The sequence below is a fragment of the Brevibacillus fluminis genome (genome assembly GCF_052072235.1).
In the GTDB taxonomy this organism is placed as follows: domain Bacteria; phylum Bacillota; class Bacilli; order Brevibacillales; family Brevibacillaceae; genus Brevibacillus_D; species Brevibacillus_D fluminis_A.
Window position 1 is genome coordinate 4,004,087 of record NZ_CM125436.1, and the last position, 23,075, is coordinate 4,027,161.

Genomic DNA, 23,075 nt, shown 5'->3' on the forward strand with positions numbered 1-23,075 from the left:
GCGATTACTCCTCATCTAGCGGACGGGAAAGTTGTTTTTTGGCCCGGGACATTCCTGACCGCGAAAGGATGAAACCGATTGGCGCCCGGAACAGGCTGTTCGCAAGATCCCCCCAATCTCGTGGAATCACCGGAGTCATATAAGGCGAGCCGAGTGAGGTCAGGTTCAGCAGGTGGGCGAACAACAAGGCTAATGCCAGCATCTGTCCATACATCCCGAGCGAACCGGCTCCAAGGATGAAAAGGTACCGGACGACGCGAATCGCATTGCTGAGCAAATAGGTCGGGGTCACAAACGATAGCAGGGCGGAGATCGACACGATGACAATCAAAATGTTGCTCGCAAGTCCAGCCTGCACGGAAGCCGTCCCGATGACGATTCCTCCTACGATACCGATGGTCTGGCCGATCTTGCTCGGCATGCGCGCCCCGGCTTCCCGCAAAATTTCGATGATGATTTCAATGAACATGACCTCGATGACGGGCGGAAACGGAACCTTGCTCCTTGACTCCGTCAACACGAGCAGCAGCTGCGGCGGCAGCATCTCGGGGTGATAGGTAAGCACGGAAACGTAGCTCGATGTCAGCAAAACGGAAATAAACAAGCCGGAAAACCGGATCAGCCGCAGCATCGTGGCAGTCGACCATCTGGTATAAAAATCTTCCGGGCTGTTGAACAGCTCAAGAAACGTGGACGGGCAAATGATGGCGTCCGGGCTGCCATTGATCATGATGATGATTCTGCCGTTGAGCAGACCTGCCACCGCGTTGTCCGGCCTGCTCGTAATCCCCAATTGCGGAAAAGGCGAATACGGCTTGTCCTCGATCATCTGCTTGAGGATCGGCAGCCCGACGAACCCCTGGAATTCGATATTTTTCAGTCGGTACAGCGCCCGCTCCACATTTTCCGGATTCGCCAGGTTTTCCATATACATGACGACGACATGGCTGTTTGTCTCGGTCCCGAGCATCATGGCCCTGACTTTCAGATTCGAGGAGACGATTCTGCGGCGAATCAGCGACACCGATGTCTCCAGCGACTCCGTGAACGAGTCCTGCGGCCCCATGATCGTCGATTCGCTCTCGGAGGTTGTGATGCTGCGCTCCTCCATACTATTGGTGTCGATCAGCAAAATGAGGTTGCGCTCGTGAAAAAACAGGACGGTTCCCCCCGCTACGATGCCGCGCACCAGCTTGGCGAACTCATTTTCACAGATCGTTTCGGCAAGCGGAAAGAGAGAGCCTGGCTCGTGAACCCCTAATTTTTGCAGCGGATCGAAGATCAACTCTTGCAAGATGAGTTTTTTGATCAATGTATTGATATAGATGACGGTGACATCCTCGCCATTGATGCGATTCTCGATGACAACCAGGTCATCCATATCGCTAAGCCGCTCCCTCACATTCTCGCGGGTGATCGGTGTGTTATCGGCTTCGAGAAAATCGCTATCCTGTCCCGTGTTCTCATTGCCATGGCGCTTTTCGGCTTGTGTTCTCCACCAATTCCAGATGCTCACGGGCTTCACCTCATTTGTCTGTCCTGCCGATTGACAGTGTTTTCGCTATTTTTTCCTTGCGATTCCTGATATATGCAAAAAACGCCCGACCACAAAAGGGTCGAGCGCTTCTTTTCGTTCGTTTAGGATGTTTTCCATTTCGCCAGTTCGGACTGGAATTTGTCATTCAGCACGCGGATGTACGTTCCTTTCATGCCAAGCGAGCGCGATTCGAGAACGCCTGCGCTCGCCAGCTTGCGCAGCGCATTGACGATGACCGAACGGGTCAGACCGGCCTGGTCAGCGAGTTGGCTTGCGACCAGCAGTCCTTCTTTGGCATCCAGATGCTCCATGATTTTTTCAATCGCGATTTGCTCACTGTACGACAGCGAGGAGAGTGCGATTTTGGCAAACGTTTTGTCGCGCACCTCGTTTTCGATCTGCTCCGTACGATGGCGTACGATCTTCATGCCGATGACCGTGGCACCGATTTCGGCGAGGATCATGTCCTCGGTTTCAAATGCACCGTACGCACGCAGCAGCACCAGTGTGCCCAAACGGCTTCCGGCCGCATTGATCGGCACGATCGTCGTCATCATTTGCGGGAACAGCGAGGTCCATTCGGCAGGCACCATGGAAAACGGGCTGGTGACGCCTTCATTGGCAAGCGATTGATTCACGGAAAGCAGCTTCTGGTTGTAATCTTCGGGAAGCAGACTGTTGAACCGGCCTTCTTCATGCAAGGTGAATTCCTGGGAAAAACCGCTGCCCAAGACGGAACCGTCCACCGTGATGATGTAGACGTTGCTGCTGATCACTTCCGAAAGCAAGCGGGCGATTTCCTGATAGCTGACGCCGCTGCCGCCCATCGTTTTTTGCAGCATGGCATTGATTTGTCTCGTTTTCGTTAATAGGTTCATGGAAAAAATTCCTCCTGATTGATTAGTATAGCTGAAGTATTGTCAGAAAAATGGCAACTGATACATCAAGAGGGAAAATTTTACATGAACAACCAAAAAAACTGCCGGAAACCATCCGGCAGCGTGATTATCTCGTTCTGGTGATGCTCTGCTGAATCAGCCTGTCGATCAGCTCGCTGATTTCGTCGATCGATCGGTTGCGATCGGCGGCAGTCAGGCGGAAGCGCGCGTACCGTTCATCCAGATGGAACGCTTCTTCCAATGCCCCCAGGAAGCCGCGCGCACGTTTATCGATCTCCAGGTACACTTCCAGCTCGTCTTCTTTCAGGAAAAAGATCACTTCCAGCTCTTCGAGCTGATGGCGGTAACGCCCGGTTGGACGAAACTCGAATTCTTGCACGAACGGGTACGGCCGTCCCAGGTGGCGGTTGTACTCGCAATCGACTTTAAACAGCTGGAATCCGCAATCGTGGACGGCATCCAGCACTTTTGCCATCATCGGATGCAGCCGAACCTCGATGAAATCGGAATCGCCCGGGTCTACCGCATTTTTAATATCCAGGCCCGTACGCAAATAAACCGGCTGCCTGCCCATCGTCAGAGGTGTTGCATAAGGGAGCTGCAAGGAAAACGGGATCACTTTTTGTTCTTTGGAAGCAAGCGTGAATCGCTCGCAGACGCGGTGCTTGACAAGAATACACTCTTCCTTTGTCTTGTTGTCGTCTCGTTCCCGTTCGTAATGCGTCACGACATACATGTAAATCTCATCGATGTCCTGTGCGATGTCTCCTCCTGTCACATATACTTCCCCTTGCACCATTTCGCCCGGAACGAACGAATCTTTTGACAACCGCGCATCGACTTGTGCCGAACCGATCCCTACGCTCGCAAGCAGCTTCTTAAACATTGACATGATGTTGCCTCCCTTTCAACCCTCTTCATTCATTTGTTTATACGGATGGAATCTTGCAAAAGTTTCATGGAGACGTTGAATTGACGAGATCCACGCGCGTATTCACGAATAGCTGTGTGACACGGGAAATGACCACCGTCTTCAGTTGGACTTCCACATTTTTTCCGTCGAGCCTGTAGGTCCGTTTTTTCAACAGCTCATGCAGCAACGGCTGGAATTCCGCGACCTGATCTACTTTTTTCTCCTTCAACGCCGCCATGTCCTTTTCCAGGCGGTTGACAATTTCCGTCGCGATAATTTCATTCGGTTTGGGATCGAGAAGTGTGACGCGAATCTCTTCAATGCGCTCCTCACGCTTCTCTTTTTCGGCGGTTCGCTCTTTTTTCAAGGATGCGATTTCCTCTACCTTACGCTCATACAGCAGCGTCAAATTCCGGTTGATGATCATCAGCTGTTCCAGTTGGCGGCCATGCAAAATCAGGATCGCTGCTCCGCCCGCGATCAGGCCCAAAAGAAAAATTGCCACGTACCGCAAGATGCGCCTGTTTTTCATGAGCCGATCTGCACCAGCCACTGCACGCAGATCGTTCCCGCATGTGCCCCCAGGAACGCGGCCACGATCAAAATGAGCTGGTAAATCACCGGCGAAAAATTGAGAGATAAAATCTTTTCAATCTGCAGAAAAGAATCGAACGTGCCGCCCAGCGCGCCAACCAACCCCCAAATCTTCAATTGCACGGCCAAATCCCGCATGACGATCAGCGGCGCTTTTTCCGTCAAAAACGCTCCGATCCCGCCGACAACCGCACCGCCGATCACAATTCCGTAGGCGACAAACAGCGTAAGGATGACTTGCCCCATCTCGCACACTCCCCAACTTTCGCAAACGTGGCTGCCCAAGCTTCTGGCGGGCTCGGTTGCCCTTATACACACACTTACGCACTTGTCCTGCCGTTTATGTATCAGGGGACAAAAAAGAACAATGGCATGCTCCAATGGCATGCCCGTTGACATCCGCGATCGATCGATTTACACACCATCGACGCCATCGCCGAAAAAGATGGAAACCAAAAACAAAATGATCACGATCCAGATAATGACTTCAAAGATTTCGTTATCAAAGAGCCCGCCCATTTCTGCTCCCTCCCGCGTCTTTGCCCAGCTTCATACTTCTCTATAGGAATATGTACCGGAAAGATCGTTGGAAATGGGTACAACAGCCCGATGTACAGCATATTCCGCTTCTGCCCAGCAAAGGCGCAAACGGGTATAATTGCCCTTCCCCTCCTCAATACTAACCACAATGAACAGGAGGTGGCTTCCTTGGCTTCAAAAATCGCATCGCTCTTGCAAAACCGCGGCTATACGATGCTGATGGCGATTGTGCTCGTCATGCATCTGGCTACCTTTATGGTCACGCCGACCTTTCCCATTTTTCTGGAACGCACCGGAGGATTTTCGCTTGCCGAAGTCGGCTTGCTTCTCGGCGTCGGGAGCGTCACCTATCCGCTCGGGAGTCTGATTGGCGGATTGCTTGCCGACCGCTTGGGCAATCGAACGGTCATGATGGTCGGCGCATTGATGGAGGGGCTGGCGATGGGCGGTTACGCCATCAGCCACTTCTACGGCGCATTCCTGCTTTTTGCCATCGTGAACGGGATCGGCACCGGATTTTTGGCTCCCACGATAAAAGCGATGATTGCAGACGTAGTCCCGGAATCCGAGCGGACGGCGGCGTTTTCCTGGCGAGGCATTGCGGCACACCTGGGGATCATGATCGCAGGCGTAACCATGGCCTTGCTGGCGCTGGGGGTATCCCGCAGCGTATTTTTCTATGCCGCAGCCGGTTTTGCCGGTTTGGCGCTGGTGATCCGCCTCTTTTTACCCAATGACCGCTGTGAGGGACCGGGTTGCAAGCCGCTCCCCTTATCGACCTACACGGCGCTTTGGCGCAATCGTCCGTTTGTGTTGTTTTCAGCGGTTTCCTTTTTATTGTGGGCGCTTTATGCGCAATTCACGCTGATGGTGCCGTTGAAAGGGGAGCATGTCCTCGGCTCGGCAGCGCATATCGGGCTGATTTTTACGATCAATTCCGCCTCCGTCGTGCTGTTGCAAGGCGTGCTCTCCCGCTTTTTGATCGAGCGGATCAATCCGTACGTTTCGCTTGCCGCAGGAACGATTCTGATCGGTTCCGGCTTGTTTGCCATGGGATTTGCGATCAATTTTTTCACCCTCTCCCTGGCAGCGCTCACCTTTATTCTGGGGGAAATGATGCTGATGCCGGTGATCGACAGCCTGATCGGCAGCTTTGCCCAAGAGGAGCTGCTTGGCGCATATTTTGGCATCTCCAATTTCGTCTCGGGCATCGGCACCGCGATCGGCACGTCGCTTGGCGGCTATTTTGTCCAGAAACTCGGCGGCGTCGATGCAACAGCGCCATGGATCGGATATGGGCTTGCCGGCTTAGTCGCAGCAGGACTCATCGGACTCTTTTCCTACTATCTCACCCGCCCGCGTAAAAAAAGTGGTTTCTCTCTCGAAAAAACGGGTAAAAGGAGAGTGGCTGGCAGATAACAGTTGATGCCCTTTCTATTATCTTCTATGATGATTGGAGAGACTTCTGCTACCAAAGAACTACTTCCCGTTGTCCACGATCATGACGCAAGACTACATAGTGAGACCTTCGTGAGAGAAAGGAGAGAAAGCGTGATTCGCCAGCGCTGCTGCCCATGAACGGATCAAAATCAACACCACTCAAATCGTCGAAACAAATCGCTTACCCGCTGTTTCTGATCCTGCTCCCCATTTTGTTCTCGCTGATCGTCATTTTTGGTTACTTCCAAGCAAAACAGCAATATTTGGCATCCGGGATCCGCAATCTGCAAAAACAAATGAACACCATTACACATCTGCTTGAACAGTACGATGGATTGGTCAATGAAGGGCTGCTCACCCGCACGGAAGCCCAAAATATCATCAAGCCGATGCTGTCCGGTCCCCTTTTGACCAATGGCAAACGGGATATGTCCAAAACGGACATGACGCTTGGCCTGGGCGACTTTTTGTATGTTTTCGACTCCAAAGGAAACATGATCATGCATCCGGAGCTGGAAGGCAAAAATCTGCTTGAACAGGCAAACCCCGAAGGGCGTTTCGTGCTGAAGGAAATCATGGCTGCGCCGAATGAGGTATTGTTCTATCAGTGGAAAAACCCGTCCGATAAGCAGCAAAAAGCGATGATCACGGTCAATCATTACTTTGCCCCGTGGGATTGGCATATCGGGTTGGCCACGTATGAAGCGAATTTTTATGGCTGGTTTGAGAGCCTGAAATATTTGCTCATCATCATTGTGCTGGGCAGCTATATCATCACCGCCATTCTCCTGACACTGGCGCGGCGCAAGGAAAAAGCGCTGCGTAACTCGGCCATGGTGAGCGAGCACTTGTCCCATACGAATGAGAGCATTTTGATGACATTGGCCGTCGCCTTGGAGGAGCGGGATTCCTACACGTCCGGTCATTCGCAGCGCGTCGCTTATTATATGCGGGAAATCGCCAAACAGATGGGCTATTCCCCCGATATGGTCGAAACGATCCACACGGGCGGGTTGCTACACGATATCGGAAAAATCGGAATTGAAGACAGCATTTTGCTCAAGCAATCACGCCTCACGGACCGTGAATACGACATCATCAAAACGCATCCGCTGCGGGGCGAAGCGCTGCTGCGGCGGCTGTACGCCATCTCCTCCAAGCAGGATCAGGCCAAGATCGAAACCATTTTGACGATTACCCGCTCCCATCACGAGCGCTACGATGGTACAGGATACCCCGACAATTTGCGCGGCGAGGAAATTCCGCTGATCGCGCGCATCGCAGCGGTTGCCGACTCTTTCGACGCGATGACCTCCAATCGCGCCTATCGCATGGGCATGCCGTTTGACGTCGCCTGCAACGAAATCACCCGGCATGCGGGGACGCAGTTTTGCCCGATCGTCGTGTATACGTTTTTCCAATGCATCACCGAGGAAAGCTTTGCGCATGCCCACCGTCTCACGCGGGCGGACGAGCTGTTGATCGAACAGATCGAAGAAAGCGAACAGCCAGACGGAACCGCTCTGGTCACTCAAATGTAACGCCAAAGAACCAGCCCGACATACACGTCGGCTGGTTCTTTTTTCAGGCGACGTCCCGCTTCGTGAACGCGATCCAGGCCATCGCCATAAACACGATGTAATAGGCGAGCAGCACGGCAATCGAGAAGCCGATCGTCATGTCCGGGAGCAAAGGCGTCCCTTCCCCGTACATGGAGAGCGAGGTGTTGGCGAACAAGGAGTATTTCAGCCAGCTGTACTGCCCTACAAACGTCTGCGTGATCGCGCCGCCCGTAAACTGTACGATCAGCCCCAGGCCGATCGCCAGCGCTTGATTGCGGAACATGCTGGAGAGCATGAACGTAAATGTCGCCATGAAGAAAAGCTCGATGGAAGCCAACCCGTACGTCTTCAGCAAATACAGCGCCATGTTTTCATCCTGCACCAATCCTGCCCCGTTTACGGAAAGGTGATGAAACGGGATGGGGGCAAACCCGTAAAATATCCCTTTGCACAAATACGTGCCGACGATCACGATGAGCAAGAGAAACAAGGCGAACTGCATGACGCTCATGTATTTGGACAGCAGGATTTTGGAGCGGCTGTACGGTTTGACGAGCAGGTTTTTGACGGTTCCCCACGCATGCTCGTTGGCGACGATCCCTCCTGCCACCACGATGACAAAAATGCTGACCAACGGAATCAGCTTGGTGCCCATCAGCGTATAGCTCCACATGGAGTATGGATCAGGTGCAATGCCATGTTCGAGTGCATACGCATTGAGCTTGATCTGTTCCTCAAGCTGTGCCCGGGCTCCCGGGTCACTCTCCTGCAGCAGCTGTGCTTGCAGCGCGGCGGTCTGCTGCTGCACGGACGACTGCCACTGGGCCGGGTCCGGGCTGCCCTTCGAATATACATCGAGAAATCCGATCCCACCGATCGCCAGCAGAAGAATCAGCACCATCAGCCATGTTTGCAATCGGGCGTACAATTTCATATTTTCGTTTCGCAGCAAGGAAACCATCTTACTCACCTCGTGTCATTTCCAAAAATGTGTCTTCCAGCGTCCGGCCTTCCCGCTTCACTTCCAGTAACGGAATGCCCGCGTAAACAAGCGTCGCGATGACGTTCGGGATTTGCTCCCGGGTCATTTTTGCCGTCAGCGTCTGGCCGTGGAGCGAGAAGCGGATCGCCGGAGCTTCCCGCTGCAAAATCTCCTTCGCTACCAAAGGCTGCTCCGTTTCAATCCGGATCGTTTCGGCTGCCGTCTGGTTATCCATCAGCTCGGCCATCGATTTGCTCCCGATCAGCTTGCCTTTTTGCAGGACCGCAATCTCATCGCACATCAGCTCCATTTCGGCAAGCAAATGGCTGGACACGATCACCGCCGTCCCTTCCATTTCCGCCAAATGGCGCAGATGGTTGCGCAGCTCGCGAATGCCTGCAGGGTCCAGCCCGTTGGTCGGCTCATCGAGGATCAGTACGGCCGGCCGATGCAGCAGCGCTTGCGCAATGCCGAGGCGCTGCCTCATTCCGAGCGAATACGTCTTTACCTTTTGGTGGATGCTGCTTTCCAAACCGACCAATGCGATCACTTCCTTGATCCGCTTTTTATCCACAGCGGGCAGCATGTTGGCACTGTGCAGCAAATTTTTGTAGCCGGAGAGGAACCGGTACATGTCCGGGTTTTCCACGATCGCGCCCACATGCCGGATAGCGCGTTCGAACTCGCGCTTCACGCTCGCCCCCCGAATCGTGATGTCCCCTTGGCTGATCGATGTCAGGCCGACCATCATGCGGATCAGCGAGGTCTTCCCCGCCCCGTTCGGCCCCAGCAAGCCAAAGACCGTCCCTCTTGGAATATCAAAACTGACGTTGTCCACAATCGTTTTCAGCCCGATTTTCTTGCTGACGTTGCGCAATTGGACAACCGTCTCGTGCTTCTTCTCGCGATCCATCCTACGTTTCTCCTTCCACAACCAAAAGCGATGTTCTCTTTTTCATCGTAGTGAAAAATCGGCGCTTCTGACAGGAACCCGGGATTGAATCACGCTCCGCCTTGAGGAGGAGATTAGAGCTGTATGCCTTGATTTACATAAAAAACGAAAAACCCCGCTGCGAGGCGACACATGATCGCCCGCAGCGGGGTTTTTTCGTTTTTTATGATTCGGTTTTCGGTTTGCTCGCTTCTTCCCTTTCTTTGAACAAGGGCACCAGCAGCATGACGCTGATCAAGAATAACAATCCTGCCAGTTCATACATGGTCACCAGACCTACCACGGTTTTCAGCCATCCAGCAAGGCTCATCATGATGACCATCAGTCCCGTGAAGATCGGGAACAAGATTCCATTGACCCGTCCGATGTACGATTCCTCGACCTTTTTCAGCATGATCGTGTTCAAGCCGATTGGAATGCAAGGGAAAAAGAACCCGTTAATGAACTGCATGACAAGCGTGAGAACAAGATTCGTAGAAAAACCGATGCCGATCGAAGAGATTCCGCTCGCGAAAAGTCCGAGGGCAACCAGCTTTTGCGACGAAATCTTTTTCGCCAAGCCGACGATGACAGCTCCGCCGACAAGCATCGCGACTCCGTTTGTCGCCAGAAGCCACTGCAACGAATCTTTCGGCAAACCCAGGCGCTCGACCACGATAAAGACTCCAAGCGGCTGGCACACGCCTACACCTAGTCCTGCCGCTCCATACACACCGCAGAGCGTACGCAAGAGCGGACTCGCCCACACATAGCGCAGACCCGCTTTCAGCTCCTTCCACACCGTCAAGCCCGAACGACTCGGTGCAGCCTGATCTTGTTCCGGCAAAAAGAAAAGGACGCCAGCCGACAGCAAAAAGGCTACGGCCATCACGAAAATCGACGTCGTAATGCCGAACTTTTGATACACGAACGCGCCCAGCATCGGGCCGATGATCATAAAAATAGCGGTAATGGTCTGCAGCATCGCCGTGCCTGCCTGAACTTGGTCAGAAGGCACATGCTGCTTGAACAGCTTTAGACCGGATGGCTGAGAAAACTGCGACAAAACCGCCGAGATCAGCGTCGCGAAAAAGATGGCTTTCCAGCTTGCAAACAAAAAGGCGAGCAAGACCGCGAAGACGGAGATGGCACTCAGTACGTCGCACCAAATCATGGTACGCTTCGGCCGCCACCTGTCCGCAAAGGTTCCGCCGATGATGGAAAACAAAAAGATGGGCGCATACTCCGCGACCGAGATCCAAGAGACGGCTTGCGGATTTTGCCCCGTCTTATCCATCACATACAAAAGAATGGAGAAATTGCGTACCCAGATCCCTGTTTGCAAAAAGATCGTGGACGCTACGATAAGCTGGACAAACCGATTGTGCAAAATACCGGGCGGTTTACCAGTTGGCATGGTATGCGGATGGTTTCTAATAAGTGGTTTAGGCATATTTTTTCGCTCCTTATTTTTACGTAAGCAAATAAGGTGCAAAGCCCTTTATTAGAAACGAGTACGGTTGTGTTAAGGCGATTGTTAGAAACGAACGCGCCCCATGCAAAGTATCGCCTCTATGCCAGGCTTTGCATGAGTGTGGCCAACACGGAAATCGCTAATTTCCATCGATACCAGCCCCTTCCACAAAAAGGATGTGTCTAGTATAAAAGAACATTCGCAATTGCACAACTGTGCTTATCTAAAAAGAAAAAGCAAGGCGCCACTATCAAACGCCTTGCCTGTCCTGGTTTCATTCAACCCGGAACGGGACGTGCATGTCTTGCAGCATCTGCCAGAACGACTCTTCTTTTGCTGCTGGCAGCCGAATGCTGAGAAACTGGTTGAAGTAATAGACGATCCGCTCCGCCTCCCCGGCATAAAAGCGGTAATGCGGCAGGAGCGACACATCCTTCAGCTCGTGGAAAAACTGGAAGCGCTCTGCAGTCAGCTGCGCACGAAAGCTGCGGCTGACGACGATGTCGCCGCTTTTTTCTTCGCGCAAGCTTTCAGGCGTCGCGCCCAATCGCTTCAGGACTTCCCCCGCGCGGCCGCCCCATTTATCCAGAAGCTGCCGGTCGTTATACTCCACTTCAAATTGGGTCAGCTCCTGCTCGCAAACGGACAGCATCGCCATCAACACTTTGCGCACGACCAGATTGGATGGGGCGAAACCGTTGTCATAAAAGTTGTATTGCAGTGTCACATGTCCGTCGTCATGCAAGGTGCGGTAAAACAAAATTCCGATCATCGCGAAAGCTTCCCCCTGTTAGCGGCCATGAATCGCATCGAGCGCAGCGCGGTCGAGCTTGCGTACAGCGGCGAACAACAAACGCTTCGCTGCCTGATAGTCGTCTTCGTGAATGATCGCCGCGTGGCTGTGGATATAGCGCGCAGGAAGGCCGATGACCGCTGACGGTACGCCTTTGCCATGCATATGCACGGCTGCTGCATCCGTTCCGCCGCGCGAGACGTACAGCTGGTACTTGATATTTTCCGCTTCACAGAATGTCGATCAGGAAATCGCGCAAGCCAGGCAGCACGATCAGCGTCGGGTCCATGATGCGCAGCAAGAGGCCATCCCCCAGCTTGCCCATGCCATCATTGGAGCCAGGCACGTCGTTGGCCGGGCTGGCATCGAGCGCGAGGAAAATGTCCGGGTCCGACAGATGCGCGGACGTCTTGGCACCGCGTCCGCCTGACAGCTCCTCCTGCACGGTTGCACCGCAATAAATCGTGTTCGGATGATTGCCGTTTTCATGCAGCTCTTTCATCAGCTCGACCGCCAGGCTGCAGCCGTAGCGATTGTCCCACGCTTTGGCCATCAGCTTCTTTTCGTTGGCAAGCACGGTGAACGGGCAAACCGGCACGATCGGCTGTCCCAGGCGAACACCCAGCTTCTCCGCCTCTTCTTTGGAGTCGGCTCCGATATCGATGAACATGTTTTTGATCTCCATCGGTCTGCTGCGCAGCTCGTCAGGCAGCGTGTGCGGCGGAATCGATCCGATTACCCCTTCGATCGGCCCTTTTTCCGTGATGATCTGCACGCGCTGCGCCAGCAAAACTTGCCCCCACCAGCCGCCGAGCGTCTGGAACGAAATAAAGCCTTTTTCGGAAATCCACGTGACCATGAAGCCGACCTCATCCATATGGCCCGCCACCAAAATGCGCGGGCCGTTCTCATCGCCGCGCTTCACGCCAAAAATGCTGCCCAAATTATCCGTTACAATTTCATCGGTATAGGAGGAAAGATACTCCCGCATGATTTTGCGCACAGGCCCTTCAAATCCGGGGGCGCCCGGCGCCTCCGTCAACCTTTTCCATAATTCCATTTGAAATGGATCTGCCATGCTCAGTTCCTCCTTCGCGTCTATGTACATGCCATACGTTTTGCAGCCCGGCAAAATTTTTTTACTCCATTTCATTATCAATGAGAGCGTCGCGGATTTCAACCGATTCCCCTTGCTTTTCCCAACCGGATGCAGCAATATGTTATCTGTATCCGGCGTCGCCCGGTTTTTACGCATAGGGGTAAATGAGAAAAAGGAATGAAGCACATGACATATGATGTACTGGTGATTGGCGGCGGTCCTGCCGGCCTGATGGCGGCGAACGCCGCTTCCGCGCAAGGCGCGCGCGTCTGCCTCGTGGAAAAAGGAAACAAGCTCGGACGCAAGCTGATCATTTCTGGCGGCGGCCGCTGCAATGTGACCAACGCCAAGGAGCTGCCCGACCTGATCAAACAAATGCCGGGGAACGGCCGCTTCATGCACAGCGCCTTCGCCCAGTTCAACAATCAGGATATTGTCCGTTTTTTTGAGGAGCTGGGCGTCGCGCTGAAAGAGGAAGACCGCGGCCGCATGTTTCCCGTGTCGGACAAGGCGATCACGGTGGCGCAAGCCTTGATCGACGTATTGAAGCGGCAAGGGGTCGAGATTCGGCTGCAAGCGCCGGTCCGCCAACTGGTCGTAGAAGATGGGGTATGCCGGGGAGCCGTTTTGCAAACAGGCGAAACCATTTCGGCTGCAAGCGTCATCGTCGCGGTCGGCGGCTGCTCCGTCCCGCAAACCGGTTCGACCGGCGACGGCTATCGTTGGGCTGAAGCGGCGGGGCACACCATCGCCGAGCTGTATCCGACAGAGGTGCCGTTGACCGCGAGCGATTCGTTCATCCGCGATAAATCGCTGCAAGGCTTGTCTTTGCGGGCGATTGAAATGACGCTGCACGACCCCAAAGGGAAAAAAATCAATACGCAGGAAGGCGACATGATTTTTACCCATTTCGGCATCTCGGGCCCCGCCGCGCTGCGCATGGGCCACTATGTTTCGGTATCCCGGCGCAAGTTCGGCCCATCCCCATTGCTGCTCACCATCGATCTGATGCCAGAGAAAAGCATGGACGACATTTTCCGCGAAAGCTGGTCGCTCCTGGAAGAGCAGCCGAAAAAAGCGGTCAAAAACGTCCTGAAAGGGTATTTGCCCGAACGGTTGATCGGGTTATTGCTCGGCATGGCCGCCATCGCCGAGGACACGACCCTTTCCAATATGTCCAAGCAAAACTGGCAGACGCTCGCAAAAACCATCAAGGCGCTGCCTCTGACCATCACCGGCACGCTGTCCATTGAGGAGGCGTTCATTACCGGCGGCGGCGTCAGCGTCAAGGAGATCGATCCGAAAACGATGCAATCCAAACTGGTGTCCGGTCTTTATTTTGCCGGCGAGGTCATGGATGTTCATGCCCATACCGGCGGCTACAATATCACGATCGCCTTTTCCTCCGGCTATGTAGCTGGCATGCATGCCGGTCAGGCATCTCTTTGCTATCAAGCGTAGCTTGCGATTTGGCAACAACTCCCCCGCTTCTTTCGCAAAAAACGCCTGTCATCCGGCAGCCAACCGGTGACAGGCGTTTGTTCATTTTCGTCCGCATTCTCAGCTCATGGTTACTTTATACAACAGCGCAATCCCCGCCAAAACAAAGGCAAAGCCCAGCAGAAAAAATGTGTTGGCTCGCTGCTTCATTCGGCGCTCATCGCCGCCCAAATGCGCGCGGAGGCGAGATTGCCATCGCTTCGTGCGCGGCTGCCACATGACCAACAATCCGGCAAGCAAAAGAAATACGGGGAGGATCATCTCGTGTCATGCTCCAATCCTTTTTTCTTCTTGCGCAGCAGCCAGCGGCTTTCCGCTGTTTGCGGCTCGCCGCCCTCCACGATCAACCGGGCTTCTTCCGCCAGACGGAGTGCCTCGGCGAACTCCAATTGGCGGAACGCTTGCTCCGCTTTGGTCAGCAGCTCGTTCACCTGGCGATTTTGACGGCGATAGCGGTTCGTATACTGGATCGCGCCTTCCGCTGACTGGCAGGTGGAAATCGTGCGCTCAGCCAAAAGCTCGGTTTCGGCCAGCAGTTCATTCGCCTCGTTCAGCAATACGGTCACTTCCTCGAGCGAATACTTATAGCGCTCCATCGTGATGGTGATTTGGCCCAGATTATGCACGGACTGTTCAAAATAATACTTGAGCTGGTCGGGAATCCCGGGCAAATAGCTCCGTTTCAGCTGCTGTCTGATGCGCAGCAGCACGCCGTTGATCCGCTCCAGCTCGTCGAGCACGTCGTCTTCCGACTGGATGACCAGCTCCGCTTTCTGTGGAGCAATCCCCGTTTCCATTTTCGGGATGACCAGCTCATATTCATCTTCCTGCACATGCTTGCGTGCGGTTTCCTTGCGTTCCGGCGCAGCCTGCTGCACGCGAATCGTTTGCCGGGGTTCCTGTCTGGATTCGTGCGCCTGCGCTTTTATCCATTCCGGCTCCGGCTCTGGCTCGGCTGCCACGGTCGGCTCCAGCGGTTCCGCTTGCCGGGCCGGCTCGTCGTAGGCGACCGTGCGGCCAAGCAGTTCCTCGCGTGCGGCATCCAGCTCTTCCGTAACGGATGGCTGCGCGATTTCCGCTTCTTCCGCTTGCCTGTTGATCGTGCTTGCAGCAGGCCCTGTCGCCGCGGCTTCCTTTTTGCCGACAAGCGAATCCTCGATGCGCTCGTATGTTTTTTCCAATGAAATCGTAAAGACGCCCACAAGCTTGGTGGCTTTTTCGATATGTCCTTCTTCCAGTGCGGATCTCGCTTCCTTCAGCACCGTTTTCACTTGCAGCAGGGCGGCGTCCAAATCGTTCGCGCCCAAATCGAAGCCATCGGAAGAAGCGTTCACAATCCCTTCCTCCAGCTGCTTCAAGTCCTCGACAAGCTCTTTCTCGATCTTGTGGACAAGAGCCGGTATCGCCTCCAATGTTTTGGCCAGCTCTTGCAGCTGTTGCTGCCCCATCTTCAAGCGGATCTGCGCCGCTTCATCTCCGGCAGCTGCAGCCGCTTCCGATTCCGTCCGCATATGCTCAACCTGATCCAGCTGGACTTTCAATTCATGGAATGACAAGCCGTATTCGAGCCGCAGGTTGGTCAGCTTGCGTTCAACGCTTTCAATCAGCTTGCCGATCGCCGGCACCTGCACCGGCTCGTCGGTCGATGGCGCAGCTTGCGGCATGGTCTTTGGCATTTTTCTCGTCTGCTGAGGCGCCGTCTGGGTGAGCGTTTCCGCTGCACGCGGCTCTGCGCTCTGCGCTCGCTCCGCCCCTGGCGCCACCCGCTCGGTATGGCCCGCAATCATGCGGACCGCGTCTTGCTTCAACGCACCCAATTCCGCCTCGATCGCTTCCAATGTTTCCTGGCACTCGGCGATCAAAGCGCGCGCCTTGGTGAAGCGGAAGCGGTCGCACGCCTCCTCCGCCTCCATGATCATCATCTCCGTATCGATGATGCGCACATGAAGCAGATGTTCCTTGCGATTCGCCAGTTCCACCATCCACTCATCCTGTTTGCCTGCCGAGCGGCGGAGCGACTTGTCCACCTCAATTTGCTGGATTTTATCGACCAGCTCGTCTTTCCAGTCTTCCGTGTCATCCAGCTCGATGAAAACTTGGCGGCGGCGAATGTAGGAGTAGATGAATGCGACGACAAGCGCGACGAACGCCACGCCGACCCCGTACAGCCACAAAGGAATGTCCGACATGACGCTTTTGGTTTTGCTGGCGTCAGCGGCTTTGCTCGTCCCTTCTGCACCCGCGGCGGCTGTCGCGGCTGACTCCCCTTGCGTTTTGATCCGGTCATATTCATTGTTCACTTCGGTAATAAACGTCTTGATTCCGTCCAAATAGTTTTTCTGATTGCGAAACGGCTCGTAGTAGGAAATGATCTTTTCGTGCAGCATCTCCATTTTCGCACCCTTGGCTTGCAAGGTTTCCCCGGGGTAGACGCCCAACTGCTGGGTGTTGTAGTCGAGCACGATCATCATCGTGTCAGCGTCGAGGTTGTAGTTATCATACAGGAGCTTTGCATACTCATCCGCGCTTTTCGCTTCCGGCGCGGTGCTTTCCACGACAACCACCTTGTATTTGTCGGGGAACTGCTTCAGCGATTCCGCAAACGCTTCCCGATCCTTTTTGACCAGATAATTGTTTCCGTCCTGGACAACATCCTTCGTTTTGTTCGGAAACGGCGCCGCCCACGCCGGCTGGGAAAAGCAAAGCACCCCTGCCAGACAGAGCAGCGCAACACTCTTTCGTCCTGTCATTTTCATTTACATCCCCTTTGGCAACCTACTTATGGAAAGATGCGGAAGGCAGCAAGAGCGAACGCATCAACTCGTTGGTGGACGCCACCAATCGCTCGCAAAATTCATCCGATAACGGTTCCAGATAATAGACTTCTCGCACAGATTGAAGATTCACATATGGATAAATCAGCAGGCTGGCCATGGACAGCAGCACGGAGTCGACGAAAACGGTTTTCATCTCCCCGGTCGCCATCCCCTCCTCGATCAGCTTGGCGAACGCGTGCTTGAAGCGATGGCTGTACAGCGTCATCACTTCCCGCGCCAGCATCGATTCGACACTGAGTTCACGCTGAATCAAGCGTGTCACCAAGGCATGGTCACGCTGATAATAGACGTACAAACGGATATTGGTTGTCAGCCGTTCAAAAGCAGAACGGTTCTGGTCTAATTTTTCCTGTTCGTCAAATCGTTGGAATAATCTCTCGAAATAGCCGGAGATCAACACTTCCAGTAGTCCCTGTTTCCCATGAAAATGGTAGGAAATCAAGGCAACATTTACGTTGGCTTCCTGGGCAATCTGTCTGACCGACGTGCCCTTGTAGCCTTGTGCATCAAAAAGTTTGGCGGCGGCCGACATGATTTTCAGCCTGGTTTGATCGCCTGCTTTGTCGCGAATCGATTCGTCTCGCACCGGACCAAACGCCCCTTTTGTCACCGTATTCGTTTTCGAAAGAGTCAAGCTTCCATTACTTCAGGAGCATCTTAATTATTATAGTATAGTTTTTCTTCCAAAAAAAGCGTTGAGCTTGGCAGATACGACATTTTTTCCCACTGCATCGCCACCATCCGACACGTTATGATAGAGATATGAAAAAACAAAAACCGTGGTTGAAACTATTTGCTGTGACTCTCTCGATCCTGCTTTTGTTCACCGCGCGTCACCAAACGGACGCCGAGACGTACTCCGGCGTGCCGGTCATCAGCCAAAACACGCAACCGGGACAAGTGGCGCCCGATCAGCTTACCGTCATCACCTACAATATCCGGGGATGCCGCGATGATAACGGCATTGCGGATCCGATTGCCGTCGCCAACGAGCTGAAAAAGCTTGATGGCGATATTATCGCCCTTCAGGAGGTGGACAACGGGTTACCCCGCTCGCAATTCGTCAACCAGGCAAAAATGATCGCCGATCAAATGGGCATGTACTATGCCTATGTGCCAGCCGTTACTTTTTTGATCGGCACGTACGGGCATGCGGTCTTGTCCCGCTATCCGATTCTCTCGGCCAAGGCGGTCGCGCTGCCGTCCGGCAAAGAGCCGCGGACGATGCTCGATGCCGTTGTGCAGGTAGGCGGCCAGGCGCTGCATGTGTATGAGACGCACCTGGGATTGTCGCAATCGGAACGCGCTTCGCAATTTTCCGTATTGAAGCGTACGGTTGAAGCTTCCAATGCGCGGCATGAACCGTTCGTGCTGCTCGGCGACTTCAACACGCCGACCAATAACCGGCAGTACAAGCCGCTGCTCGCCGATGTACAGGCTCCTTTCTTTCAGATGAGCCAGCCGCCGGCTTCACTCCGCTCTGCTGCGCATCCCGAAATGATCGACCAGATTTTTCTTTCTTCCGGGATCCAGTTCCACGGCGGCTTCACCGGTGATACCGACCGTTCCGACCACTATCCGGTCGGCGCGATTTTATCTCTCCCCCAAACAAAGACGTGAAAAAGGAGCCGCTCGTTACGGCTCCTTTTTTGTACAGGTGACGATCAAGGCGTTGGCGCAGTCGGGTCAGGCAGCTGATAGCCTCGCCCGTAGTTGCGGAAATACGTTTCGACCTGGGAATTTTCACGGACGCGCTGTCCATCTTTCGTGTAGGCGGAGCGGATCGACATCTGCATGTGGGTCGGCAGCATACGGTTGACATCATACGAAATGGTGTAGACGGCATCCAGGTCCATGTTGTTGATGATGTCATCGATGTTGCGGTGGTTCGCCGCAGATTGCACATGCGCTCCAGCAGGCAGCTTGTTCCATTGGCCGTCCGACAGCTTTAACGCCATCTTCAGCCGCGGCGGCCGCACAGACTTGACCTGCGCTGTGCCCATCTGCTCTTTCATTTGCGTAGACAGCCATGCCTTCAGTTTGGCTGGATCAAGGTGGACACGCATGACCTTGATGTTGTCGTTTGGATTATTGTCGGGGCCGGGGACGACCCGCACTTTCATCTCGTCCATTTGCCGGAAACCGAATTCCGGATTCCAGTTGTTGAATTCCTGCGTGAACGCCGCTTGATCCGCTCCGACCTTCACCCAGCCGTGATCCTGATCGCGCTTTGCATAAAGCTGGTCGCTCTTCGACAACAGCGCCAGGTTTTCCGCCCGATTTTGCTCGGGGAAGGACAGCTTTACTTTCATCAGCATATCCGCATCCTGTTTTTGACCGGAGAAGTTCACGAGATTGTTGTTCACGTCCGGATCGGAGACAAGCTTGGTTTGCCCGTGGAACTCATAGCTTTTTTCAGCCAAAAGCTGATCTCTCATCAGCGGGAAATCGTTTTCTGCGCTCTGCTTGGTTTGCTGCTGGGCACCACAACCGGCAAGCAGTGCCACCGTGACAAGCACTGTAATGGTGCAAAACGTCCGTTTCATCGCATGCCCTCCTCTTCTTGGCTGTTAGGTTTTCCTGCCAAGAAGAGGCTTATGCGCAGTCGTGCCCCGTCCGGTTGCTACAGGGAATAGTAATTCACACCGTTTCGCTTATGAATTTCCACCTGATGCAAAACGGCCAAAAGATCAAGATGCCCCAGCGTTTCCGAAAGCGTCAGCGGCATTTCTTTATGAATCAGGGTCGGGAACAGCAGCTCCGTCAATTGATACGCGGTCTTTTCGCCATCGCGCAAATGCTGGCGCAAGACTCCCGTCCGCTCCCAGTTGCGATTCAAGCGTCCCAAAATCAGCTCGCGATGATTGGTGACGACCTCGCCGTGGCCCGGCAGCACCATTTCGATGTCCATGTCTGCGCACATTTCCAGCGCCGTCCGGTATTGGACGAGCGTCAATGGCCGCGTCAGCGTTTTGTCGCGCGGCGGCTCGGTAAACGCGTTGGACGAAATGTGCTTGATGATGTGGTCGCCGCCGATGAAGACGCGATCCCGTTCCCGATACAGGGATAGATGGCTCTGCGAGTGTCCAGGCGTGTAAAGAACCTGCCATTCCGCAAGACCCGGCACCCGCTGTTCATGTTTGAGCGCGAGATCGATTTTGCTCGGTGTGGAAAACGTCGTGATCATCTGGTGAAAACGCTGGATCAGCGACAGCTTTTCTTCCGGCACACCGCTCTCCCGATAAATTTGCAGAAAAAACTGATCGTGGAAATCCATGAACGCCCTATCGTGCTCCACATACGGCCTTGCCAGCGGATGCGCGAGCGTTACTGCGCCCGATACCTCGCGAACGCGCTCCAAAAGCCCGCAATGGTCTACGTGATGATGCGTCAAAACAACCTGCTCCACATCTTCCAGCCGGTAGCCGATTTGCTCCATTCCACCCGCCAGCGCGCTCCACGCTTCCTCCGTCAGCGGACCTACATCGACCAGCGTCAGCGTCTCGCCAGCGACGAGATAAAGATTGACCTCGCCTACTGCAAACGGTGTCGGAATGGGAAGCTGATAAATGCCCTCTGCAATCATTGCTGTCTTCACGTTTCTCTCCTCCAAGCCATCGTCATTCTTTTGGTGTGCCTGACCAAAATACGGGATGATGCCCGTGATCGTTCCATTGTAACATTTTTTGTCAGACAAACGCGCCGTCACGGCGAAGGAAAAGGAGGCACACCTTTTGCATGCCTCCTTTGCTCACCCGGCCCGCCGCCGGAGTCTATCCCTCTTAATACGCTGTACGCACCTGATTGCGCCCTCGGCGTTTGGCTTCATAAAGCGCTACGTCTGCCGTATGGAACATGCTTTCCACCGACATGTTGCGCGCCCCTTCCCGACTCCAGGTCGCCAAGCCGCATGAGATCGTGACGCGCGGATTGGTTTCCTGCTCCACACTGGTGCGGATTCGTTCCGCCACCGAGAAGGCCGTCGCCTCTTCGACGCGGGGGAGATAGACCGCCAGCTCCTCGCCGCCCCAACGAGCGGCCACATCCGAGTCGCGGATATTGCTTTTGATCAGATTGGCGACTTGAATCAACACTTCATCGCCCACCTGATGGCCGTACGTATCGTTTACGCTCTTGAAATAGTCGACGTCCATCAGGATCAGCGAGCCTGCGCTATCGGTGTTCAGCGACCCTTGCACCTGATCGCCCAAATACCGCCGCGTCGAAAGCCCTGTCAAATTGTCCGTGATGACCATGCGCTCTACTTCGCTGTGCAGCATCGCATTGGTGATCGCCAGACTGGTATGCTGCCCGAAAATTTCCAGCAGCTTGAAATCGTCAAAGCTGAAAAAGTGGTGGCGCGAATCGCACACAAGCAAGACGCCAGACACTTCGGATTCCTGCAAAAGCGGCACGGCCATCAGCGATGCGAACGGAACCAGCGAAAATGGCATCGTCTCCGTGCTCGGATTCGCCAAAATGACGGCCTGCTTGCTCCGGATAATATCGTGCAGCGGCTGCTGCAGCGCCGAGATCCGCTCGCCCGCATGCTCCGGATTGGAGGCTGAAAGTACGAGCAGCTGGTCCTCGTCCGCGTCTTTTTGCAAAATCGCGCAATACTCTGCCTCAAAGGTGGTAAGCAGCATCGTCGTCACGAATTGCAAAATCTCATCCAGGTTCAGGCTGCGGTTAAGCTGCTGGGCCATCTCGTTGATCAGCCGCAGCTCCCGGATCAAATTGCGCGATTGCTGGTACAGCTGCGCGTTCTCAAATGCCGTGCCCGCCGTCTCCGCCAATATGGAGATGTAGTCCGTCTCATAGTTGTCGATATTGACGAGTTCCTTGGCCGACAGCTGCAGCACCCCGTACATCCCCTGCTTCCCGAGCAGCGGAGCCGCGATCACCGTAACCTTCTGCCCGTCCTCATCCAATTGGTTGCTGATGAGCCTGCCTTCCATATAGGCTTGGCTGCTGGTCACATTTTCGCCTGGAGAAAACGTCAGCTGCTTGACCGGCAACGTGGTGTTCGTCTCTACCGTTAAATACAGGTCGGCTTGAAAGTAGGGATAAAGGTTGTGCAAGCTTTGGATGATTTCAGTCAGCACTTCATCCACGTCGATCGTCGCCTGAATTTTTTTGGTGATCTGGTACAGCATCTCTTTTTTTTGCACGTCCCGCCGCGTGTTGTCGGCAATGATCGTGCGCAATAAGGTGTAGCTGATCTTTTCGCCAATCTGCTGCAGAAACGCTACGTCCCGATCATCATAGAACAGTTCCGTTTCGTCGGCAGGCAGATGCAGGAACAAGGCTGTCAGAGGCTTGCCTTCACTGTGGATGGGAAAAATGATCAAACGCCGATCTTCCGAGGTCATCGGCTTGATCGGTTCATGTATGTACAGAGGAATGATTTGCGCCAGCTGCGTGTCGCTTTTGGTGCCGATCTCCTCGGTCGTGTATCGATCCTGTGGCAGGAGGTACCCTTTCTCATCGAGCTTGACAGCCGAACAAACCCCTTTGTCAATCACAGTCGCGATCTCCTGGATCAGACTTTGGACCAGCTCGGCATAACGGTCATACCGGTTGATATTCATCACGATGTCGCTCGTCGTATGCTGGATGTAGGCGTCATACCCCATGTAGACCAATGGCTCAAGACCGCGCATGTAGGACACCGGATCAAAATCAAGCTCGTCTTTGGGCAAAGCGAGACCGATGATCGCGCGGATTCTGCCGTCGCTTTCTTTCAGCGGCAGCGCAACCATTGCGCAATCCTGCTCACCGGAAACAGCCGAAGCGTTGCCGGAAACGATCTGGCCGGAGTCGATGGCGCGCTTGACGACAGATTCCGGCGTCTGTGCCAGCGATTCGCCTGTATGCCAATGAAAGGCGCCCGGTATCCAGGTTTGGCCGACCTGCATGGAGAACATGTGAAGCAAACAGCCTTTAGCATCAGTCAAGAAGAGGATACCAGGGC

Annotated in this window: 19 protein-coding genes and 1 pseudogene; 4 read left to right on the forward strand and 16 right to left on the reverse strand. The window is 54.2% G+C overall.

The window, feature by feature from the left end:
• Window positions 1-4: 4 nt before the first annotated feature.
• The 5 genes from ACTID9_RS19970 to ACTID9_RS19990 all read right to left on the reverse strand — a co-directional run bounded on the left by ACTID9_RS19970 (window position 5) and on the right by ACTID9_RS19990 (window position 4,189).
• Window positions 5-1,516, reverse strand: a complete 1,512-nt coding sequence (locus ACTID9_RS19970) for a spore germination protein (RefSeq protein ID WP_441066639.1) — start codon at window positions 1,514-1,516, stop codon at window positions 5-7.
• Window positions 1,517-1,638: 122 nt separating this feature from the next.
• The gene (gene codY, locus ACTID9_RS19975; protein WP_122921763.1) at window positions 1,639-2,415 is read right to left on the reverse strand and encodes a GTP-sensing pleiotropic transcriptional regulator CodY; all 777 of its coding nucleotides are present in this window, start codon (window positions 2,413-2,415) and stop codon (window positions 1,639-1,641) included.
• Window positions 2,416-2,542: 127 nt separating this feature from the next.
• Entirely contained in the window at window positions 2,543-3,328 is a 786-nt protein-coding gene (locus ACTID9_RS19980; protein WP_441066640.1) for a sporulation protein, read from the reverse strand.
• A gap of 64 nt (window positions 3,329-3,392) precedes the next feature.
• Window positions 3,393-3,881, reverse strand: coding sequence for a hypothetical protein (locus tag ACTID9_RS19985; protein WP_441066641.1), 489 nt, complete (start codon window positions 3,879-3,881; stop codon window positions 3,393-3,395).
• Entirely contained in the window at window positions 3,878-4,189 is a 312-nt protein-coding gene (locus ACTID9_RS19990; protein WP_441066642.1) for a YtrH family sporulation protein, read from the reverse strand. Before ACTID9_RS19990 ends, ACTID9_RS19985 begins: the two co-directional genes overlap by 4 nt.
• Window positions 4,190-4,651: 462 nt before the next feature.
• Between ACTID9_RS19990 and ACTID9_RS19995 the strand changes: the two genes are divergently transcribed.
• On the forward strand, window positions 4,652-5,902 hold the full coding sequence (locus ACTID9_RS19995) for an MFS transporter (protein ID WP_441066643.1): 1,251 nt from the start codon (window positions 4,652-4,654) through the stop codon (window positions 5,900-5,902).
• Between the two features lie 155 nt (window positions 5,903-6,057).
• On the forward strand, window positions 6,058-7,464 hold the full coding sequence (locus ACTID9_RS20000) for an HD domain-containing phosphohydrolase (RefSeq protein WP_441066644.1): 1,407 nt from the start codon (window positions 6,058-6,060) through the stop codon (window positions 7,462-7,464).
• Between the two features lie 43 nt (window positions 7,465-7,507).
• Here ACTID9_RS20000 and ACTID9_RS20005 read toward each other — a convergent pair whose 3' ends face one another.
• The 5 genes and pseudogenes from ACTID9_RS20005 to ACTID9_RS20025 form a co-directional block, all read right to left on the reverse strand.
• Window positions 7,508-8,446: an ABC transporter permease subunit gene (locus tag ACTID9_RS20005; RefSeq protein WP_441072661.1), complete on the reverse strand. Its 939-nt coding sequence runs from the start codon at window positions 8,444-8,446 to the stop codon at window positions 7,508-7,510.
• A gap of 1 nt (window position 8,447) precedes the next feature.
• Window positions 8,448-9,380, reverse strand: a complete 933-nt coding sequence (locus tag ACTID9_RS20010) for an ABC transporter ATP-binding protein (RefSeq protein WP_441066645.1) — start codon at window positions 9,378-9,380, stop codon at window positions 8,448-8,450.
• 202 nt (window positions 9,381-9,582) lie between these two features.
• Window positions 9,583-10,851, reverse strand: coding sequence for an MFS transporter (locus tag ACTID9_RS20015; protein WP_441066646.1), 1,269 nt, complete (start codon window positions 10,849-10,851; stop codon window positions 9,583-9,585).
• A 295-nt stretch (window positions 10,852-11,146) separates the two neighbouring features.
• Window positions 11,147-11,644 carry a hypothetical protein gene (locus ACTID9_RS20020; RefSeq protein ID WP_441066647.1) on the reverse strand — a complete coding sequence of 166 codons (498 nt, stop codon included), beginning with the start codon at window positions 11,642-11,644 and terminating at the stop codon, window positions 11,147-11,149.
• Between the two features lie 18 nt (window positions 11,645-11,662).
• Window positions 11,663-12,743: pseudogene (locus tag ACTID9_RS20025) on the reverse strand (M42 family metallopeptidase).
• A 198-nt stretch (window positions 12,744-12,941) separates the two neighbouring features.
• Here ACTID9_RS20025 and ACTID9_RS20030 point away from each other — a divergent pair.
• A complete protein-coding gene (locus ACTID9_RS20030) occupies window positions 12,942-14,225 on the forward strand; it encodes an NAD(P)/FAD-dependent oxidoreductase (RefSeq protein WP_441066648.1) in 1,284 nt (427 codons plus the stop codon).
• A 99-nt stretch (window positions 14,226-14,324) separates the two neighbouring features.
• Here ACTID9_RS20030 and ACTID9_RS20035 read toward each other — a convergent pair whose 3' ends face one another.
• From ACTID9_RS20035 to refZ, 3 genes are read right to left on the reverse strand one after another with little or no spacing between them, the layout of a single operon-like run.
• The gene (locus ACTID9_RS20035; protein WP_441066649.1) at window positions 14,325-14,525 is read right to left on the reverse strand and encodes a hypothetical protein; all 201 of its coding nucleotides are present in this window, start codon (window positions 14,523-14,525) and stop codon (window positions 14,325-14,327) included.
• The gene (locus tag ACTID9_RS20040) at window positions 14,522-17,014 is read right to left on the reverse strand and encodes a septation ring formation regulator EzrA (protein ID WP_441066650.1); all 2,493 of its coding nucleotides are present in this window, start codon (window positions 17,012-17,014) and stop codon (window positions 14,522-14,524) included. The genes ACTID9_RS20035 and ACTID9_RS20040 overlap by 4 nt, the downstream gene beginning before the upstream one ends.
• Window positions 17,015-17,039: 25 nt before the next feature.
• Complete coding sequence (refZ, locus tag ACTID9_RS20045) at window positions 17,040-17,735, reverse strand: forespore capture DNA-binding protein RefZ (protein WP_441066651.1); 696 nt, start codon at window positions 17,733-17,735, stop codon at window positions 17,040-17,042.
• A gap of 128 nt (window positions 17,736-17,863) precedes the next feature.
• Here refZ and ACTID9_RS20050 point away from each other — a divergent pair, with 128 nt between their 5' ends.
• Complete coding sequence (locus tag ACTID9_RS20050; protein ID WP_441066652.1) at window positions 17,864-18,721, forward strand: endonuclease/exonuclease/phosphatase family protein; 858 nt, start codon at window positions 17,864-17,866, stop codon at window positions 18,719-18,721.
• Between the two features lie 44 nt (window positions 18,722-18,765).
• Here ACTID9_RS20050 and ACTID9_RS20055 read toward each other — a convergent pair whose 3' ends face one another.
• The 3 genes from ACTID9_RS20055 to ACTID9_RS20065 all read right to left on the reverse strand — a co-directional run bounded on the left by ACTID9_RS20055 (window position 18,766) and on the right by ACTID9_RS20065 (window position 23,028).
• Window positions 18,766-19,647 carry a hypothetical protein gene (locus ACTID9_RS20055; protein ID WP_441066653.1) on the reverse strand — a complete coding sequence of 294 codons (882 nt, stop codon included), beginning with the start codon at window positions 19,645-19,647 and terminating at the stop codon, window positions 18,766-18,768.
• 77 nt (window positions 19,648-19,724) lie between these two features.
• Window positions 19,725-20,687 carry an MBL fold metallo-hydrolase gene (locus tag ACTID9_RS20060; RefSeq protein ID WP_441072663.1) on the reverse strand — a complete coding sequence of 321 codons (963 nt, stop codon included), beginning with the start codon at window positions 20,685-20,687 and terminating at the stop codon, window positions 19,725-19,727.
• A 196-nt stretch (window positions 20,688-20,883) separates the two neighbouring features.
• Window positions 20,884-23,028: a sensor domain-containing diguanylate cyclase gene (locus ACTID9_RS20065; RefSeq protein WP_441066654.1), complete on the reverse strand. Its 2,145-nt coding sequence runs from the start codon at window positions 23,026-23,028 to the stop codon at window positions 20,884-20,886.
• Window positions 23,029-23,075 lie beyond the last annotated feature (47 nt).

Bases quoted from the DNA above. Each gene is read 5' to 3' on its own strand.
- ACTID9_RS20040 (WP_441066650.1), bottom strand. From the start codon at position 17,014: ATGACAGGACGAAAGAGTGTTGCGCTGCTCTGTCTGGCAGGGGTGCTT.
- ACTID9_RS20035 (WP_441066649.1), bottom strand. From the start codon at position 14,525: ATGATCCTCCCCGTATTTCTTTTGCTTGCCGGATTGTTGGTCATGTGG.
- ACTID9_RS20060 (WP_441072663.1), bottom strand. From the start codon at position 20,687: ATGATTGCAGAGGGCATTTATCAGCTTCCCATTCCGACACCGTTTGCA.
- ACTID9_RS20020 (WP_441066647.1), bottom strand. From the start codon at position 11,644: ATGATCGGAATTTTGTTTTACCGCACCTTGCATGACGACGGACATGTG.
- ACTID9_RS20010 (WP_441066645.1), bottom strand. From the start codon at position 9,380: ATGGATCGCGAGAAGAAGCACGAGACGGTTGTCCAATTGCGCAACGTC.
- ACTID9_RS20055 (WP_441066653.1), bottom strand. From the start codon at position 19,647: ATGAAACGGACGTTTTGCACCATTACAGTGCTTGTCACGGTGGCACTG.
- ACTID9_RS20015 (WP_441066646.1), bottom strand. From the start codon at position 10,851: ATGCCTAAACCACTTATTAGAAACCATCCGCATACCATGCCAACTGGT.
- ACTID9_RS20050 (WP_441066652.1), top strand. From the start codon at position 17,864: ATGAAAAAACAAAAACCGTGGTTGAAACTATTTGCTGTGACTCTCTCG.
- ACTID9_RS20005 (WP_441072661.1), bottom strand. From the start codon at position 8,446: ATGGTTTCCTTGCTGCGAAACGAAAATATGAAATTGTACGCCCGATTG.
- codY (WP_122921763.1), bottom strand. From the start codon at position 2,415: ATGAACCTATTAACGAAAACGAGACAAATCAATGCCATGCTGCAAAAA.
- ACTID9_RS19985 (WP_441066641.1), bottom strand. From the start codon at position 3,881: ATGAAAAACAGGCGCATCTTGCGGTACGTGGCAATTTTTCTTTTGGGC.
- ACTID9_RS19980 (WP_441066640.1), bottom strand. From the start codon at position 3,328: ATGTCAATGTTTAAGAAGCTGCTTGCGAGCGTAGGGATCGGTTCGGCA.
- ACTID9_RS20000 (WP_441066644.1), top strand. From the start codon at position 6,058: ATGAACGGATCAAAATCAACACCACTCAAATCGTCGAAACAAATCGCT.
- ACTID9_RS19990 (WP_441066642.1), bottom strand. From the start codon at position 4,189: ATGGGGCAAGTCATCCTTACGCTGTTTGTCGCCTACGGAATTGTGATC.
- ACTID9_RS20065 (WP_441066654.1), bottom strand. From the start codon at position 23,028: ATGTTCTCCATGCAGGTCGGCCAAACCTGGATACCGGGCGCCTTTCAT.
- ACTID9_RS20030 (WP_441066648.1), top strand. From the start codon at position 12,942: ATGAAGCACATGACATATGATGTACTGGTGATTGGCGGCGGTCCTGCC.